Source organism: Paenibacillus sp. NPDC057886 (genome assembly GCF_042796655.1).
GTDB lineage: Bacteria > Bacillota > Bacilli > Paenibacillales > Paenibacillaceae > Paenibacillus.
Genome location: NZ_JBHVMZ010000003.1, coordinates 15223 through 29978, shown reverse-complemented (window position 1 = coordinate 29978; position 14756 = coordinate 15223). Strand labels below are relative to the sequence as shown.

The following is a 14756-nucleotide window of genomic DNA, read 5'->3' as shown; positions in this document are numbered from 1 at the left end:
CACCCTTTCTTCTAGTTAACGGAAGTTGTATAATGCACATTATCAAACGACAACATTAGGAATATGAGGTGATTAATTGAAAAAATCAGGATTACTTTTTATATTAATGATCTGCGCCATATCATTCACTTTAGGAGGATGTATGTCCAACGAGAAAAAAGAGATTATCCAAAAAGCCCAGTTAGCAAGCCAAACCTATTTTAAAGAGAAGTATGGAATTGATGTTGAATTCACAGACCATAAGTTTATTCCCGCTGATTTATCCCATACCGTTTCTTTAACTGGATATGTGAAAGGCAACAAAGATCAGGAAATATTCACTATGGTCGATTATGATACCTATGAAGTAAAGACGGGTTCAGTACCTGACGAAATCAAGCCTCTTAAATAAACGAACTCAAGAGGATGAAATCTAGTGTATTGGTTCCTTATTACATAATTAAAGAGCCAAGTATATCTACAAGGCTCTCAGATAAAAAAATCGTATATGTTACTTTGAGTTCTTTGAGTTATGAAATGTACATAACAACTGAAAAATGAGTAAAAAGTCTTTATCCCGTTTGGGTAGTAGACAGTAGACTCATTCAAATGCATAGGCAGTTGTTACCAGAAATAAGATCACACTTTTGCGTTTATACGTGAGTAAAAAAGTCTAGCTTTATCCTAATGAAGTTATTAGGCAGTGACTGTACACATGTGATTCATAGATATGCCACTGCCCTCACTTTAGCATGCTATTCATTCAAAGTTATTTACCCTAATCATCCATGGTTCATTCCATCCACAAGGATACCCATATAAAAATGCTGAATAACACAACTGGCATAAGCGCCCCAGTGGCTAACATGATCCAAAGCGTTACTGGCCTTACATTCTGGAAGTATTGATCAAACCTGTGAAATCGTTCTTTCCGCCATTTGGAAAACTTGAGTTGCCTGATCATATGCTTCAACATTTTATGCCGCTGTTTCCCTTCTTCCACTTCTTCCAGCGCACGTCGCAACTCATCATACAAACGCGCCTCTTCCTGCTCAGCCAGTGTGGTTGTCGTCATTCTGCACTCCCTCCCTTACCTAATTAACACGGTAACGCGTCCAAAGTTTGGAATTTTATAAAGAAATGAACATAAGACTGCTCACGTTCCACAATCATCTTCACCAACTTCTGATCTGAAGTTTCTAAGAACAGGCCATTCCCTCAGAACAAGTCCGGATCGAGCTATCTTCCCTCGTGTGCTGCACAGCAAAAAGCGATCCTCTTCCATGACCAGCGTCAAGTTGGAGAACCGCTATAATGTACCGACTGATCCTATTCGGACGAGTTAAACATCGCAGTGTGTTACACCGACAAGATTAACCCACGTTTTCGATTAATGTGTTCAAACATACCGCACCCTGCGCACGCACATTAACCACAATAATTGGTGTATCTAACATGCCGTGCATCCATGACATATACTCCTCAACCTTTTCGTTAGGAAGAATCGTCAGAATGACCCCTGCGAATCCACCGCCGTGTATACGACAAGCGCCATCACCCAGATTTTGCAGATAATTTTCAGTTAACGCCAGTGCGATACCGATCTCCTGTTCCTTCACCGAGCCGCTCTGATATACATTCTGGAGCCACTTCCAGGAGGAGTTTCCGGATGCCGTAATTAGATTCAAGAAATCAGCAAAACGTCCTTCGCGCAAGGCCTGCACCTGGCCGTCCACCCGATTGTTTTCCTCCAAGAAATGCAGTGCGCGCAGCACCGCACGATCCCCTGCTGCTTCACGTACCTGCTTGAGATTGGCGTAGATCGCCTCAGCCGTAATTTCGCGGACATATTCACTGCCCAGCGCTTTAGCAACCGCTCTCATCTCATAAGGTACTGCAGCGTAATCCTCCGTCAGATCCGCGTGATTCCCACCTGTGTTCACGATGACCAATGAGTAACCGTTTTGTTGGAAATCCCATTGTACAGGCTCAATTACAGGCTCCGCCGGGTTCTCAAAATCAATCGCAATCAGACCACCATAGGCACAAGCCATCTGATCCAACAGACCCGATGGTTTGTTCCAATAGTGATTCTCCGCATACTGACCAATCTTAGACATGGTCACCACATCTAGCGTGCCCTCATTGTAGAAATGATTCAGAATCGTACAAATCAGCATCTCAAACGATGCCGACGAACTCAGCCCGGACGCCGAGAACACGTTACTGGAGATGTACGCCTGGAAGCCGCCCACCTTGTATCCAAACTTACCAAATCCCGCAGCCATACCACGAATCAAAGCCGTAGTGCCATCATCCTCCGCCTTCGGTGCCAACTCCGTGAGATCGATTACATATTTCTGATCATAACCTTCTGAATAAAAGGTAATCACCGAATCCGTCGTTGACGCAGCCACCGCAATCGTATCCAGCGTAATACTGCCCGCCAACACCTTGCCATGGTTATGATCCGTATGGTTGCCCCCAATTTCGCTACGTCCAGCCGCACTGAACAACTTGCTGCCCTCTTGTACGCCAAAATATTGTTCGAATGATTCATTGAGCTTCGTGTAACGTGCTGTCTGTTCTTCTAGTTGTTGCTGACCATACATTTGGGCAAGCAACGCTTGGCCTGAAGTGGATTGGATCAGTTCCAGTGGTTGTGTAGTCATTAAGAATCCTCCTATGGATATGTAGCATTTATTTTTCTGCCGTAGATGATGAACAATACGGGGAACGATTCACGCCCGTTTACTCTCCTATTATCTCAGCTTCGTTTCGGAAAAGGTAGGGTAGAATTGAAAGTTTGTAAGCGTTTTTTGAAGACATTTTATCTTATTTCAACAGGTTTAACTTCAATCTGATCAACAATAAATTCATTGTCGGCTTTATCGAAGGTATACGTGATATTGAAGTCACACACATATGTAGGAGATATACCAATAGAGCCTGGAAGACTTAATTTAATTTTGTTATTAACCAATGTATAAATAACTACACCGCCGAAAGCAAGCTCATCTTGATGGTAGTCTGGTGCTGGATCGAAATCATAATTGAAGTTATATTCTTGCCCTTCTGAATTCACTGTAATCCCTAATGTACCATCATCATTTTTAGATACACGAGATTCAATATGATCAGCAACAATATCCTCATAACGCTGTACTTTAATTTCAGATAAGTTATCAGAGTTAACGACATGAATTTCATAGTTATCCAAGCCTGTCCCTCGGCCAGTCTGAATGATTATTATAGCCTCTTCCTTACCATCACCCGTAAGATCAGTATAAAATAACTGCGGCTCCGTTCCCGAATGATGAGAGATGCTCCAATCAAAATCTTTTGTGCGCCCATTCATATCTAGAGTTACTCTTTCAATTGCATCTTCCGTTTCTTTAATTGCATAAAGTTTTACTTGTTCATCCTCAGAAGATCCGATTAATTTCAATTTTGAATTTGTTTCATGTTCCGGCTTCGTAATTACCTGCTTGGTGGGAGACTCTACCCGTTCCTGCAGTACAGAAACTAACGAATCTGATTGGCATCCTCCAAAAAGAACTGCACTCAACAACGTCAATGAAGCTATTTCTTTTATCAAATCCATGTCCCCTCTCATCTAATTAGCTAAAATTAATCCAATGAATTTAACCGAATTGTTACCTTCCTCGTTTCACGATCATTGGAATCAAACCAATCTTTAAGTACGTTATATTCGCTTGTTTCTAATGCTGCTGTTTCAATCGTGAAACGGTTATTGTCTATCCAATCATAAGAAATGATGGGCCAGGTCGGTTTCAACATGAATGCTTCTTCAAAATCAGTTGATGTATATGGGATGATTTCTAATTTTTTGAGATCCACGGCAACAAGGATTTGTCTCTTGACCAGACCGCCTTCATCATAAGCATACCGAATCAACACCTGCTGATAATCAGAGGAAAGTTTATAATCTTGTAAAATGCCCTCAGGCATCGGTAAGCTATGCGTCCCTCTATCATCAGTTTTCAAGAAAAGGGTAGAACAAGCTTTGATTCCACAGCCATACTTTAGCATCGAATATGTTTCCGAAGAAGGCACCTTCAATACCTCCAATTGTGTACGATCTATTTCAGTTTGAAAGTCCCATTCGTTCATCAGGTAGCGCTTATACTCTGGGACGTCGTTAAGAGATAATTGTAGGGTTGCTTCTTCATTCATGATTTCAATGATATTGGGTAATGAAGATGCTTGATTATGCATGCCTGTGGAATTGTTATCGTTATCATTTTTCACCTGATATGCGGGAGTTTCTAACCTATCAAACCATATTATAATTACCGCTGAAGTAACGAGTACAACAAACAGTAGCAAAAAAAACATTTTCTTTTTCATAGCACTCCTCTTTTGCGCATGGTTTCGATCCAGAACCAAATGGATTATACTACAAATATCTCCATTTTTGGTGTCGGATCGGTTTCAATGTTGTTTTCATGTGATAACCCATTATTCAGGTTAAGAGGTGAATCTATGAACGTTATTTTAAACAAAGAACCAGATAAACGTCGTATAAACGTAGCCATGCTTATGTATCTCATACTAATGTTTTTATTTTATGGCATTTATGTTTCCTTGGAATCCGATCGTATAGCTCAATCACGGCAGTGGACTTCCGGTGGTTCCATAAGCGAACAAGCTATCGAGTCAATGAGTCAACTGGGAAGATGGACGTCAATCACTGAATCGCTGTTTCTGGTTCTTTTCATACTCGTGATGATCATGATGATTACGCGGTACCGAAGAAATGTAAGAAGATTACTCCCTTTTGCCTTATGGAATGTCGCTTTGTTTGTTGGGGTTGGCGCGGTCAGTTTGGTTGGTTCACAAGTGACGTCAATTTCCATTGGCAATCTGGCACAACCAATCATCATACCCGCGTTTCTATTGGCTGCGTTGTTCATATATGTGTTGTGGGGATTAATGAAACGTGGATAACGTGCGGAAAGATTAAAATATTCAAAAACCTTTGATTATCTCCCAGGATGTCTGGAGAGCAATCAAAGGTTTTTTGTCTAAAATACATATATCAGTTTAACGTTAAGCTTCGTCGACATCGATCAGATACACCCGCTCTTGGAATCCACCCCGGGCCTCGGCTTTGTCCGCCCGTAGCTTATCCAGCTGCGCCGCATTCGCTCCATGCACCTCTGCCAGCGCTCGGATCACCTCCAACATGTCGGCCAGTTCTTCCAATGCTTCCTGATCGCTTGCTGCACTCATGTATTCCTCCGATTCTTCTTGCAGCTTTGTTCTTAGTTCTTGCTTATATTCCTCAGGGTCCAGAATGCGTGTGCGGCATTCCTTACCGCTGGATGTGATAATATGCGGAATTTTGTCCCGCACCAATTTGTTGTATGTAGGCATGTGGTATAACATCCTTTCTGCTATGAGAGCTTTCAAGCCTCGCGCCAGAATCTCCCTTTTTGCCATTATACCATTTGCCATGGAAGGAGATAGGTTGGTTTTGTAAAGTAGTGCAGACGATGTTGGTACAATAAAAGCCCATCTCTGCCCACAATTGAGTTGAAATGGGCTTTTGATTATACGTATTGTCCAATTGTTGGGCATCAAACTCTGGTTCAGAAGGATTCTAAGCCAACAGTTTTGAGACAATAACATTCGTATCCATCATTTCTTTATCAATCTCGACCAAGCAAGTGTCATCATCCATAGCTGGTTCATAACCGATTTTAACTTTCTCAATTGCATACTTCTTCTTAATATCAAGAATATACTCAATTAACTTCTGAGCTTTTAACGGTGCCTCTGAAGTTTCTCCTGTGAATAACTCCTCTTCAGGAAAATTGATAACGATATCTCCAGATTCCTCATCGAATGAAAATACAATCATCACGTCGTTAAGGGTATGACCCAAGCTAAGCTCAGACAACAAAAGATTCCCTGACCCCTTAGGAGAAAGAATCTCTTCAAGGCTCTCTATTTGCTGAAATTCAATATCGTTTTCACTACGGTTATCATAAAAGTGAGAACTTTTGATCTGATCCACCTGAATGTCCAAATCTTTCTTAATGAATCGATCCAAATTACTCTTGTTAAAATCAATCAAAATAATTTCTAAGTGTTCCACAGTCAAGACCCTCTTACATCATATAATCTTTTCATGTAATCCCACTGTGACATTAATTCGGTATTGTAGGTCGATACACTTGCTTATGTTCCAACTCAAACCACCTCTAACAGATACATACTTTCCCATATACACTCACCATTTCTGTTATGATGCAAAGTAATTACTCACGATCTCGGTTAATTTATCATTTCCAAGTTCGATGTTGGTCAAGTAGTATATAAAGAATTCATTGATATGTTCTTCATGAAACAAACTCAAATATCGGAATACAGCCAATAACATATCATCCTCATGATAACGATTTTCTTCTAGACTCGTTTTGGCAAACTGGATCATTTCGTTCGTAAACGTGTCACACTTCGTCCTGATTAACGTATTCAAGACAAAGTAAATCTCTTCCTCGTTGTTACTCTCCAGAATATCTTTGATCTCGATATCCTCTAATTCTTCAAGATATAATCTAGCCTTAGCTTGATTAAATGCCCGTAGAGCCTTGGGATCATCATTGTAAAACTCTTCCCAAAATGTCATGTAAGCAATCTCTCTTGGTAATCTGGCTGATGATTGATTAGGCTTATCTAAGATAGTCCAGTCACCATTTAGCTTATCTGAAACTACATTAAATAGTGTCGAATCATAGGGAACAACCCGCTTAGCATCATTTTCAATCCTGTAATACATATCTCCTGAAGGAGTAGACTCTATTTCAAATACGATATATTTTTGATCAAATGATAAATTGGTTTGTAATGCTAATGTATCTTTAAGCTGGACTCTCATCATCTCACTCCAATTATGTTAAAATCACCATCTATATCGATGATCCAAAACAAATCATCTTCGTCTGCCCTAAGCTTCTTGGGCTTAGATACTTTCAACTTTAAGTCAAAATTGCTTAATTCTCCAGTCCTTTGATTTTGATAGAAGTGAATTTCTCCTTTACCAAAGGGAGTCTCATACTGTTGTTTTGAAGTCATTTTTGCCCAATCCTCTATTTTGCTTCCGTCCCTTGTCAGAACGTTTCTAGCTTTTTCATCCCATAGATTCTCACCTCTAATGATAACCTCTGAATTGGACATCACATCTTTTTTAAGAAGTGATTGTTTGTATTGTGTATATTGGTGTACATCTTGTGCTCCCCATTTTCCTCCAGTTGGACCTGTCACTGTGGACGTTGAAGAATAACCTTCAGTTAATACTTTATGCTTAGACTTTGAAAACTTCAATCCTTCTTTCGGAACCTTATAGCCCCTAATATACATCCCCGTAAAAGCCAGCGCGATTTTACCAAATTGTAGACTGGCGATAGAAATCCCCGCTTGCCATACGGGTATAGCTTCTCCAGTTACGGGATGATACCCTTCCTTAAATGCGCTGATTTGTTCATCGTAAATATCCCCACCACTAGGCTCTGGTTGCTTCGGGCCACCTCTCATTTCCTCATAGGCACCGCCATTTTTCCAGTATTCAGAAAACTCCTTCTGCCCTGTCATTCCATTCCCTGCTTCACTGGCAGGCACGTAAACTCGAAATGTAGGGTTGTATACCATCCCACGTTGATCATCAGAGCTCTCTGTGGTTTTGTTCAGTGCTGTACTTGCAGCAATCTGCCCAACAATTGCTCCTAGACTCACCTGTTCCTGATCCGCTTGTTCGAATCTCTCGGCAATCGCCATGAGATCTTGGGATGACTTCACCATACCTTCCAGTGCTCGATCCAGTACAGGACGTGATTGCTGAAAATCATAGAAAAACCGTTCCTGTGTTGCTCCAGCCCACTGAGACTGGATAAACCCAATCCGTGCAGTCAGGTCATTTCGTATACCTTCCAACTGTTGCCTACCCTGCTCGATCTGCCTGGATACATGCAGCAGTTGCTCTGGTGTTACTTTAATTGTACTCATATCATTCCCCGCCGTTAAAAATAGGATTTCACCATGTTAGCAGAAGTTCTTTGTAAATACATCCATCCATTATCCTGATTTTCCCTTTCTCCAAATGAATACCTTTCAGTACTGATAATCCTCCAGTCCCATTCCTCGTGAAAAGAACTCCAGATCATCATGGCACGCCTCATATCAGAAATTACTCTGATGGATTATCATTCAATCGAGTGGCTAACTCCTCCAATATGTCTTCCGTTCGTTGAATAAGCTTTCCGATGTTATCAAGGTCTAAATATTCATCCTCTTGGCGTTCCTCTAAAGATGACATATGTTGCATCGTGCAGATGAACAAGGCAATATCCAGTCCGGGTTCAGTGTCCGTATTCACTAAAGGCAAGATTTCGTTCATCGTGAGTTCCTTAGGTGGATGCGCCGTATGATACTTATAGATATACAACGCCTTGATCATAGAGGCTAGAGCCCAATCGCAAAGAATCATGCAAGCTTGGAACTGATTGTGTTTACACATGATGGCAGCAAGTTTGATGTGATACTGAGCATGTTGGTGATAGTCCATTATTGTAGTATGTAGCATGTGGTAAGCAGGAGCATGTTTGGACTTGGCTGATATGAAGCTATCATGGTCTTGCGAACGTGGGGTAAAATCTACTTCGTGATTACAATGTGCTTCGGTAATGGACCAATTCCTTGCCATTGTCATCCCTCCAAAGAGTTAATACCAGTATTATACAATAAAATGATACTCGAAGATATAATTTTAATAAATTATACGATTTATACACTCGTGTTTAACCCCCAAAATCTTGTCTACACTTTTATATATAGGGGGTGCATAGTGTGGATGATAGAAAAATTTTGAAATTAGTCGGTGCACGAATTAAAGTTTTAAGGAAAGAGAAAGGATTATCTCAGGAGGCACTTGGAGAAAAAGGTGGATTTCATTTTACATATATTGGACAAGTTGAACGTGGAGAGAAAAACGTTTCTTTAATTAATCTTGGTAAAATTGCAGAGGCGTTGGATGTAAATGTTTCTCAACTTTTTGCTTATGTGAATGATGAAATTGAATTAACCGAGACGGATATTATGATTCAAGAAATAGTAGACATGCTGAGAGATGCATCTTCAGATAATATTCAATTATCTAGGAACATTCTAAAAGAGATATTAAAGAGTTACAGAACAAATTAAAAACAAAGGCAAAGCAACTGTTTAACTGGTTGCTTTGCCTTTGTTTTTAATTTGTTTTTCCGTCATTTTGACATACTCAGATAGCTTTCGTTTTTCTACAAGTAGGGTAGCTGCTACATCCCCAAAATTCCGCTCCAGCTTTATTCTTGCGTTTAACCATTGATGCACCACAACTGCAATTGATATTAGATACTGTTTTAGATGAAGATTGATCTTTCTTGGTTGTAGTAGTTTTTACTTTTCTATTGGAAGGCGTCCATTTTCCCCAACTGCGAAGCTTATTGTCTACTAAACCACCGTGCCAATAATCTACTTTGAATTGATCGGCTTCTTTTCTTGCTGGACCTGTAAGATCAGATGTGGTCACGATTAGAGACAAAATACAGTCATGATTCCTTTTCGCACCTACCAGCTCACGAACAGTCATTACTTGCACCTTATTATGATCGGCATAACATTTTGCTTGGACTGCTGTTTTTTCACCACGTTTATCCGTAATAACCAGATCTACTCCTCCATCTTTACCCCCAACGCCTACTTCTTTTACAGTATAACCATTGTCTCTAAAATAAAGTGTCAATAATCGCTCGAACTCTACTCCCGTCATTTTATCTAATGGTAATGTTAGAATCACTTCGTCAGATCTGCATGAAGAGGAAGCACGATTAAATTCAGTATTTACTGGCTTTTTTGTGGTTCTTTTCTTTGAGTTAGAGTTTCTTCGCTTTTTCTTTTTTTTAGAAGGTTGTAATAGTCCAGCAATAACGGATAATGTAACAACACCAATAACAAACCATATAATTTCTTTCATTGATTATTCTCCTTGAAATTTTATACTGATACATCTTTTATTCAGAATGCTTTCATGCTTTTGGCGATACAAAGTAATGTCTTTTCATTTTCTTCAAAGAAGTCTTCAGGAACTTTAACATAATAGTGGTACTCAATATCGTCATCAGACATCCAGGATACCTCAAGTACAACATTCCATCCTCATAACCAACCAACATATCTGCTCTTATTCCACTATCCAGCTTTAAACTTTGATATCTCATCGATTCTGAAACCAAAATTTCTATACCTTCAAAGTGCTGGCTTGCATACGCACGAATATCTACGTCTGGATTTCCCACGTATAGCTCCTTACCGTCACCATTATCTGACTCCTCCCCTGCTGTCCAATCAGCAGGATAAGTAATACTATAGCCAAATCTACTGTTTTGGTATGTGACCCATTCCATCTCGTTCTTCTCACTCACAGCATTTATATTAGTACCTGGCTCAGTTGTTATGGAGGTTTCATTGTTATTAACAGCTGTATTAGCTTCACAGCCTATAATTACAATTAACATCATCATTGTTAGTAAATACTTCATCCTCTAGATCCACTATCAAATAATATGTACAGTAACATTCCATCAAATTTGATTTATTGAAATCTAATGAAAAAGCGTTTCCCCAACCCCAAAATGGAGGCCTTTTCTGTCCCAAGCTCCATATTGAAAATAGAAACAAATATTAAATCCTGTTGTGTAGTGACACCTTTAATAACTGAACTACCAAACAAATTGATCCCAGCACTGACCCATTCATTATCCGACTCTTCTATTGAAGTGTTTACGACCCACTGGACAAAATCATCTTTAGTTGGGTTTGTCACGGCAAGCAAAATCAATAAAAATCCAATTACAATCCAAAATTTATAACTGTTTCTTTTGCTATTGGATGTATGTACTACATCATTTTCCACTTCATTACCTGCTTCTTGATTTATACTCTATACTTCTCTTTTTTATATGTCTAATAGACTGGTAAACTAAAGGATAATTAGTCTTATAGAATCATTATCTATCAAGAAACCACTTATTTCCACTATAAAATACAAATTCATACAAAAAAACCCGCTTTATATAGCAGGTCCATTCATTTCATTGTCAAACAATAAACTTATTCGATACCGCCACCATCTTCGCAGGCATCTCTTCCCTAAGCCGCCACACAAAACTCATCGGATCATTTCCCTCATGACTCACATAATCCGCTTCGCCCAGGAATACAAAAGGATAAGCTCTGCCCGGAACGCCTCGCAAGACAGTACCCTCTGTACACCTGTTCGATGCTGCTCAGTCCCTACTTCTCCGTCACAGCCCGGTGGAACGTGTAATAGAACATGATGGACATGCGCTGCTCATCGGCAGTAGTGGGTTCTTTCCCCTTTTCAATATAGTCGATTAGGAACGTCAGCCGGCTTCAGCCAACAGGCCGCGAAAATATCTTTTTCCCGTACGTCCGCCATAGAACTCATATAGTGTCATCCCGTAATTTTATCGTAGACCTTTTCTTCGAAACCTCATTCTCAAATATGGAGGAAGGCTTTAAACGATTTGAGGAATACAATAGTAGTATTGTCCGTAGAGATCTTTCTCGACGTCAAGATGCACAGACAGAGAAACATAGTTAGTCCAATGAGAAAAGTAAGATAAAACAGTTATCAGAGCAGTTTAAAGCAAGAGATTGAAACCACTCAATATTTGAATAATTGATCGACGGTCAATCTCTGACAGCTTTTAAAGAGATAATCTTGAGTCCCCCTTCAAACGCATAAATGTAATGAGATTAACAGCAATTTTTTTCCTAATTTATCCAAACAGTTAACCGCCATAATATGCCCCTCACACTTTTAATCAAAAAATTTTCCGGAAAAATAATAAGAACTAATTATTCACTATATTTTAGAAGTTATTATTTAATTAGTTTTTTGATAAGGAGATCTCGAGCTTCTATTAGCAAAACATTTTCTTCTTCAAGATTTTTAATTTTTTTTGATATAGGAATAATATTATTATTGTATTTTGATAAAATTGATTTTTCAGGTAGCACAACTTTCAGTTTAGACATCATTTCTTTAGATACCTCTTTAAATGTGGAGCCAGAAGAAATCCGTTCAATTTTTGACATTATCGATTGTAAGGTATAGTAAATAAATTCAGAACTGATTCCAGTTTTAGGGACTATTGATTTAAATCCTTGATTCGTTGTTATTGAATTATTAGCAATACACAAATATCCAATAGGGGCGCGAGAGCTCATTAAGACAGTTCCTTCAGGCATAATTTTAGCTGAACTATTCTTATATCCCTCATCCGATATATCTAATAATCCTCGTGAAATATACATATTTTTATTTATTGATAGATCTTTAGGAGTTATCCATGGTATTCCGTTGGAGGAAAAGTAACTTTTATTTTCTGTAGGTGGTGTACCTCCAGCAACTATTTCACCTAATGTAGTTATATTAGTAATACTCCAGTCTATAGGTATCATTTTACCTTCGACTAATTGCATTTCACCACCGTTATCTTTATATGGTAAACCATCATTATTTGGGAAGTTAAATTGCACAAACCATTTATAAAAATGAAGCTGGGAATATTCTTTAAGGTACTTTATTAGTGATTTATTGTTTTGGATTTTATAGTATATTGGATTAATTTGCTTAACAACTGATTCTTGTTCTTTTAATGATAAGTCACCAATATCAAATGAGCCAAGAAGCGATGTATACAGGTTTTTTTGAATACTACCTAACGCTCTACTTTCAAGTTTTGATTTATTCGATATAAGCCAATAAAACAAATACATTAAATTAACCTTTTCCTCGATTGGAGCTACGTTAATCACAGCTCTGTTCCCGCACATAAAATCCTTTAAAATACCGACTCTCCCAATTGTCCCTGATTTACTTACTGCTAAAGTATTAGGTTTGAAGAGCAACGCACTTTTCCCTGCACTCTCAAAACCAGCTTTTGAAAGTGTTCTTGATGTTTCGTAAAGATCTTCATCATTTAAATCAACCGCTCTAAGCCACTTTACTTCTCCATTAAAATATTTTAATTCCGATTGGGGAGGATTCACATAACCTTCTTGCATAATAGTACAATCTTTAATCAGCACATTTGTCACTCCAACACTTTTTAATTTCATCTGAAAGTATTTTGTTCTTATTAAATGAATCTTCTATTTTATTCTTCAACACTGCTAATCTGTCATCAATATCAAAATCTAATTGTTCTTCTTTCAACTCAACATACTGTCCGGCTTGTATTGAGTATCCGTTTCCCTTTATTTGTTCATTAGAAACAAGAACGGAAAATTCTGGTTCTTCTATTTTTTCTTTGAAAAATTTCACAATCTTATTTTTTTCATTTTCAGATAAAACCGTTCTTTGACCATCTTCAAGAGAAATCTTCGTACCTAATCTCGATGCATCAAGAAGAAACACTTTATCATCCGTTTTCGTTTTATCAATGAAAATAATACTCACAGATGTTCCAGTTGTCGCAAAAATATTAGAAGGCATATGAACCACTCCACGTAGCCAATTCTCTTTAATTATCTTCTCTCTGATTTTCTTTGGAATTCCAGAAGCCGCAGTAGTGAAACCTGTCGGAACAACAACTGATGCCTTACCTTTATCAGAAAGTGAAAATAAAACGTGTTGTAAAAATGATTCATAGATTGCCATGCTGTTTTTATCTTTTTTTGGTATATTTGGTAGTCCGGCAAAAAATCGATTGTGCTTATCAGCTTTAAGTGTTTCAATCATATTACTAAAGTCCATCTTGAAAGGAGGATTGCTTACAATGAAATCAAACTTCATAAGATCCTCACCATCTTTATGTTCAGGATTGGTTAATGTGTTTCCCTCTATAACATTATTTAAGGAATGAGCCAACTTATTTAATATTAAGTTAATGCGTAGAAATTGAGTGGATTTTTGGGAAATGTCCTGTGAGTATATTGAACATTTATCTGTGCCAATTCTACTTGCTAATGCAAGTAGTAACGTACCTGATCCTGCTGATGGATCATATAGGGATACATTGGTAACAGGTGTATCATTATAAAGAATTTCCGCCATAATATTTCCAGCAAATAACGGGGTGAAATATTCAGCATATTTACCAGAGTCCTTATTATAATCCTTAATAAGATACTCAAACACGCTGGAAAAATAATCAAATCCACCTTTATGAATATCTTTAAAAGAATAGCGGGCTAAGATATTGATTGCTCTTTTGGCAAGTTCAAGCTCTTTATTTTCATCACGGATGTAGGCGGAAAGTGGTTCGAATAATGGCTTTTTCTTACCAGAGGCTGTCTCAATATTATAAATATCCTTATTAAGATCATTGACATCGATAAATGCTTGATCAAATATTTCATGAAAGTTTTCTTCATTTTGTTGCTGATATAGATGATCGATCAAATGTTGTTCTCTCATTTTTGCTATTTCGATACCAGCAAAGTCCACAAATTCATCAAATGGTTCATCTTTTTCGATGCGATTTTCGAATTCAAAAAGTAGTTTGTCATTTAAAAATTTGTATGTAAACAACTCCGAAATAATTTTGTATTCATCCCCAGTATTACTTAATCCAAGTGATGTGCTCATAGCTTTTAACTCGTCAATCATTTTCTTCATCTGGTCCGAATAAACTTCAAAGCTCATGTTGTAGAATACCTCCTAAATAACCATATGATTATTAGTG

Annotated in this window: 17 protein-coding genes and 1 pseudogene; 3 read left to right on the top strand and 15 right to left on the bottom strand. The window is 38.3% G+C overall.

The genetic code is table 11. The annotated features are described in order from the left end of the window. Window positions 1-142 precede the first annotated feature (142 nt). Entirely contained in the window at window positions 143-391 is a 249-nt protein-coding gene (locus ACFVQB_RS10870; RefSeq protein WP_379438209.1) for a DUF1433 domain-containing protein, read from the top strand. 381 nt (window positions 392-772) lie between these two features. On the opposite strand, the gene ACFVQB_RS10865 is transcribed toward ACFVQB_RS10870, so the two are convergent. The 4 genes from ACFVQB_RS10865 to ACFVQB_RS10850 form a co-directional block, all read right to left on the bottom strand. Continuing rightward, a complete protein-coding gene (locus tag ACFVQB_RS10865) occupies window positions 773-1054 on the bottom strand; it encodes a hypothetical protein (protein WP_379438207.1) in 282 nt (93 codons plus the stop codon). Between the two features lie 298 nt (window positions 1055-1352). Further along, window positions 1353-2651: a galactokinase gene (locus ACFVQB_RS10860; protein ID WP_379438204.1), complete on the bottom strand. Its 1299-nt coding sequence runs from the start codon at window positions 2649-2651 to the stop codon at window positions 1353-1355. A gap of 158 nt (window positions 2652-2809) precedes the next feature. Continuing rightward, window positions 2810-3583: a hypothetical protein gene (locus ACFVQB_RS10855; RefSeq protein ID WP_379438201.1), complete on the bottom strand. Its 774-nt coding sequence runs from the start codon at window positions 3581-3583 to the stop codon at window positions 2810-2812. 26 nt (window positions 3584-3609) lie between these two features. Next, on the bottom strand, window positions 3610-4350 hold the full coding sequence (locus ACFVQB_RS10850) for a hypothetical protein (RefSeq protein ID WP_379438198.1): 741 nt from the start codon (window positions 4348-4350) through the stop codon (window positions 3610-3612). Between the two features lie 135 nt (window positions 4351-4485). Between ACFVQB_RS10850 and ACFVQB_RS10845 the strand changes: the two genes are divergently transcribed. Beyond that, entirely contained in the window at window positions 4486-4950 is a 465-nt protein-coding gene (locus ACFVQB_RS10845) for a hypothetical protein (RefSeq protein ID WP_379438195.1), read from the top strand. A gap of 102 nt (window positions 4951-5052) precedes the next feature. On the opposite strand, the gene ACFVQB_RS10840 is transcribed toward ACFVQB_RS10845, so the two are convergent. The 5 genes from ACFVQB_RS10840 to ACFVQB_RS10820 form a co-directional block, all read right to left on the bottom strand. After that, window positions 5053-5379, bottom strand: coding sequence for a phosphoribosyl-ATP pyrophosphohydrolase (locus tag ACFVQB_RS10840; RefSeq protein WP_379438192.1), 327 nt, complete (start codon window positions 5377-5379; stop codon window positions 5053-5055). A 226-nt stretch (window positions 5380-5605) separates the two neighbouring features. Continuing rightward, a complete protein-coding gene (locus tag ACFVQB_RS10835) occupies window positions 5606-6103 on the bottom strand; it encodes a hypothetical protein (protein ID WP_379438189.1) in 498 nt (165 codons plus the stop codon). Window positions 6104-6250: 147 nt separating this feature from the next. Then, complete coding sequence (locus tag ACFVQB_RS10830; protein WP_379438186.1) at window positions 6251-6889, bottom strand: hypothetical protein; 639 nt, start codon at window positions 6887-6889, stop codon at window positions 6251-6253. Beyond that, complete coding sequence (locus ACFVQB_RS10825) at window positions 6886-8010, bottom strand: WXG100 family type VII secretion target (RefSeq protein ID WP_379438184.1); 1125 nt, start codon at window positions 8008-8010, stop codon at window positions 6886-6888. Before ACFVQB_RS10825 ends, ACFVQB_RS10830 begins: the two co-directional genes overlap by 4 nt. A 181-nt stretch (window positions 8011-8191) precedes the next feature. Then, on the bottom strand, window positions 8192-8707 hold the full coding sequence (locus tag ACFVQB_RS10820; RefSeq protein ID WP_379438181.1) for a hypothetical protein: 516 nt from the start codon (window positions 8705-8707) through the stop codon (window positions 8192-8194). A 143-nt stretch (window positions 8708-8850) separates the two neighbouring features. On the opposite strand from ACFVQB_RS10820, the gene ACFVQB_RS10815 reads away from it, so the two are divergent. Further along, window positions 8851-9204, top strand: a complete 354-nt coding sequence (locus ACFVQB_RS10815; RefSeq protein WP_379438178.1) for a helix-turn-helix domain-containing protein — start codon at window positions 8851-8853, stop codon at window positions 9202-9204. 76 nt (window positions 9205-9280) lie between these two features. Here ACFVQB_RS10815 and ACFVQB_RS10810 read toward each other — a convergent pair whose 3' ends face one another. The 6 genes and pseudogenes from ACFVQB_RS10810 to ACFVQB_RS10785 form a co-directional block, all read right to left on the bottom strand. Continuing rightward, a complete protein-coding gene (locus ACFVQB_RS10810; protein WP_379438175.1) occupies window positions 9281-10015 on the bottom strand; it encodes a restriction endonuclease in 735 nt (244 codons plus the stop codon). Window positions 10016-10067: 52 nt separating this feature from the next. Further along, a complete protein-coding gene (locus ACFVQB_RS10805; RefSeq protein WP_379438172.1) occupies window positions 10068-10580 on the bottom strand; it encodes a hypothetical protein in 513 nt (170 codons plus the stop codon). A 53-nt stretch (window positions 10581-10633) separates the two neighbouring features. After that, on the bottom strand, window positions 10634-10954 hold the full coding sequence (locus ACFVQB_RS10800) for a hypothetical protein (RefSeq protein ID WP_379438170.1): 321 nt from the start codon (window positions 10952-10954) through the stop codon (window positions 10634-10636). Window positions 10955-11138: 184 nt separating this feature from the next. Further along, window positions 11139-11528, bottom strand: a pseudogene (locus tag ACFVQB_RS10795) (hypothetical protein); the annotation flags it as partial. A 418-nt stretch (window positions 11529-11946) separates the two neighbouring features. Then, window positions 11947-13158, bottom strand: a complete 1212-nt coding sequence (locus ACFVQB_RS10790) for a restriction endonuclease subunit S (protein WP_379438168.1) — start codon at window positions 13156-13158, stop codon at window positions 11947-11949. Then, window positions 13148-14716, bottom strand: coding sequence for an HsdM family class I SAM-dependent methyltransferase (locus ACFVQB_RS10785; protein WP_379438166.1), 1569 nt, complete (start codon window positions 14714-14716; stop codon window positions 13148-13150). The genes ACFVQB_RS10790 and ACFVQB_RS10785 overlap by 11 nt, the downstream gene beginning before the upstream one ends. Window positions 14717-14756: the final 40 nt, after the last annotated feature.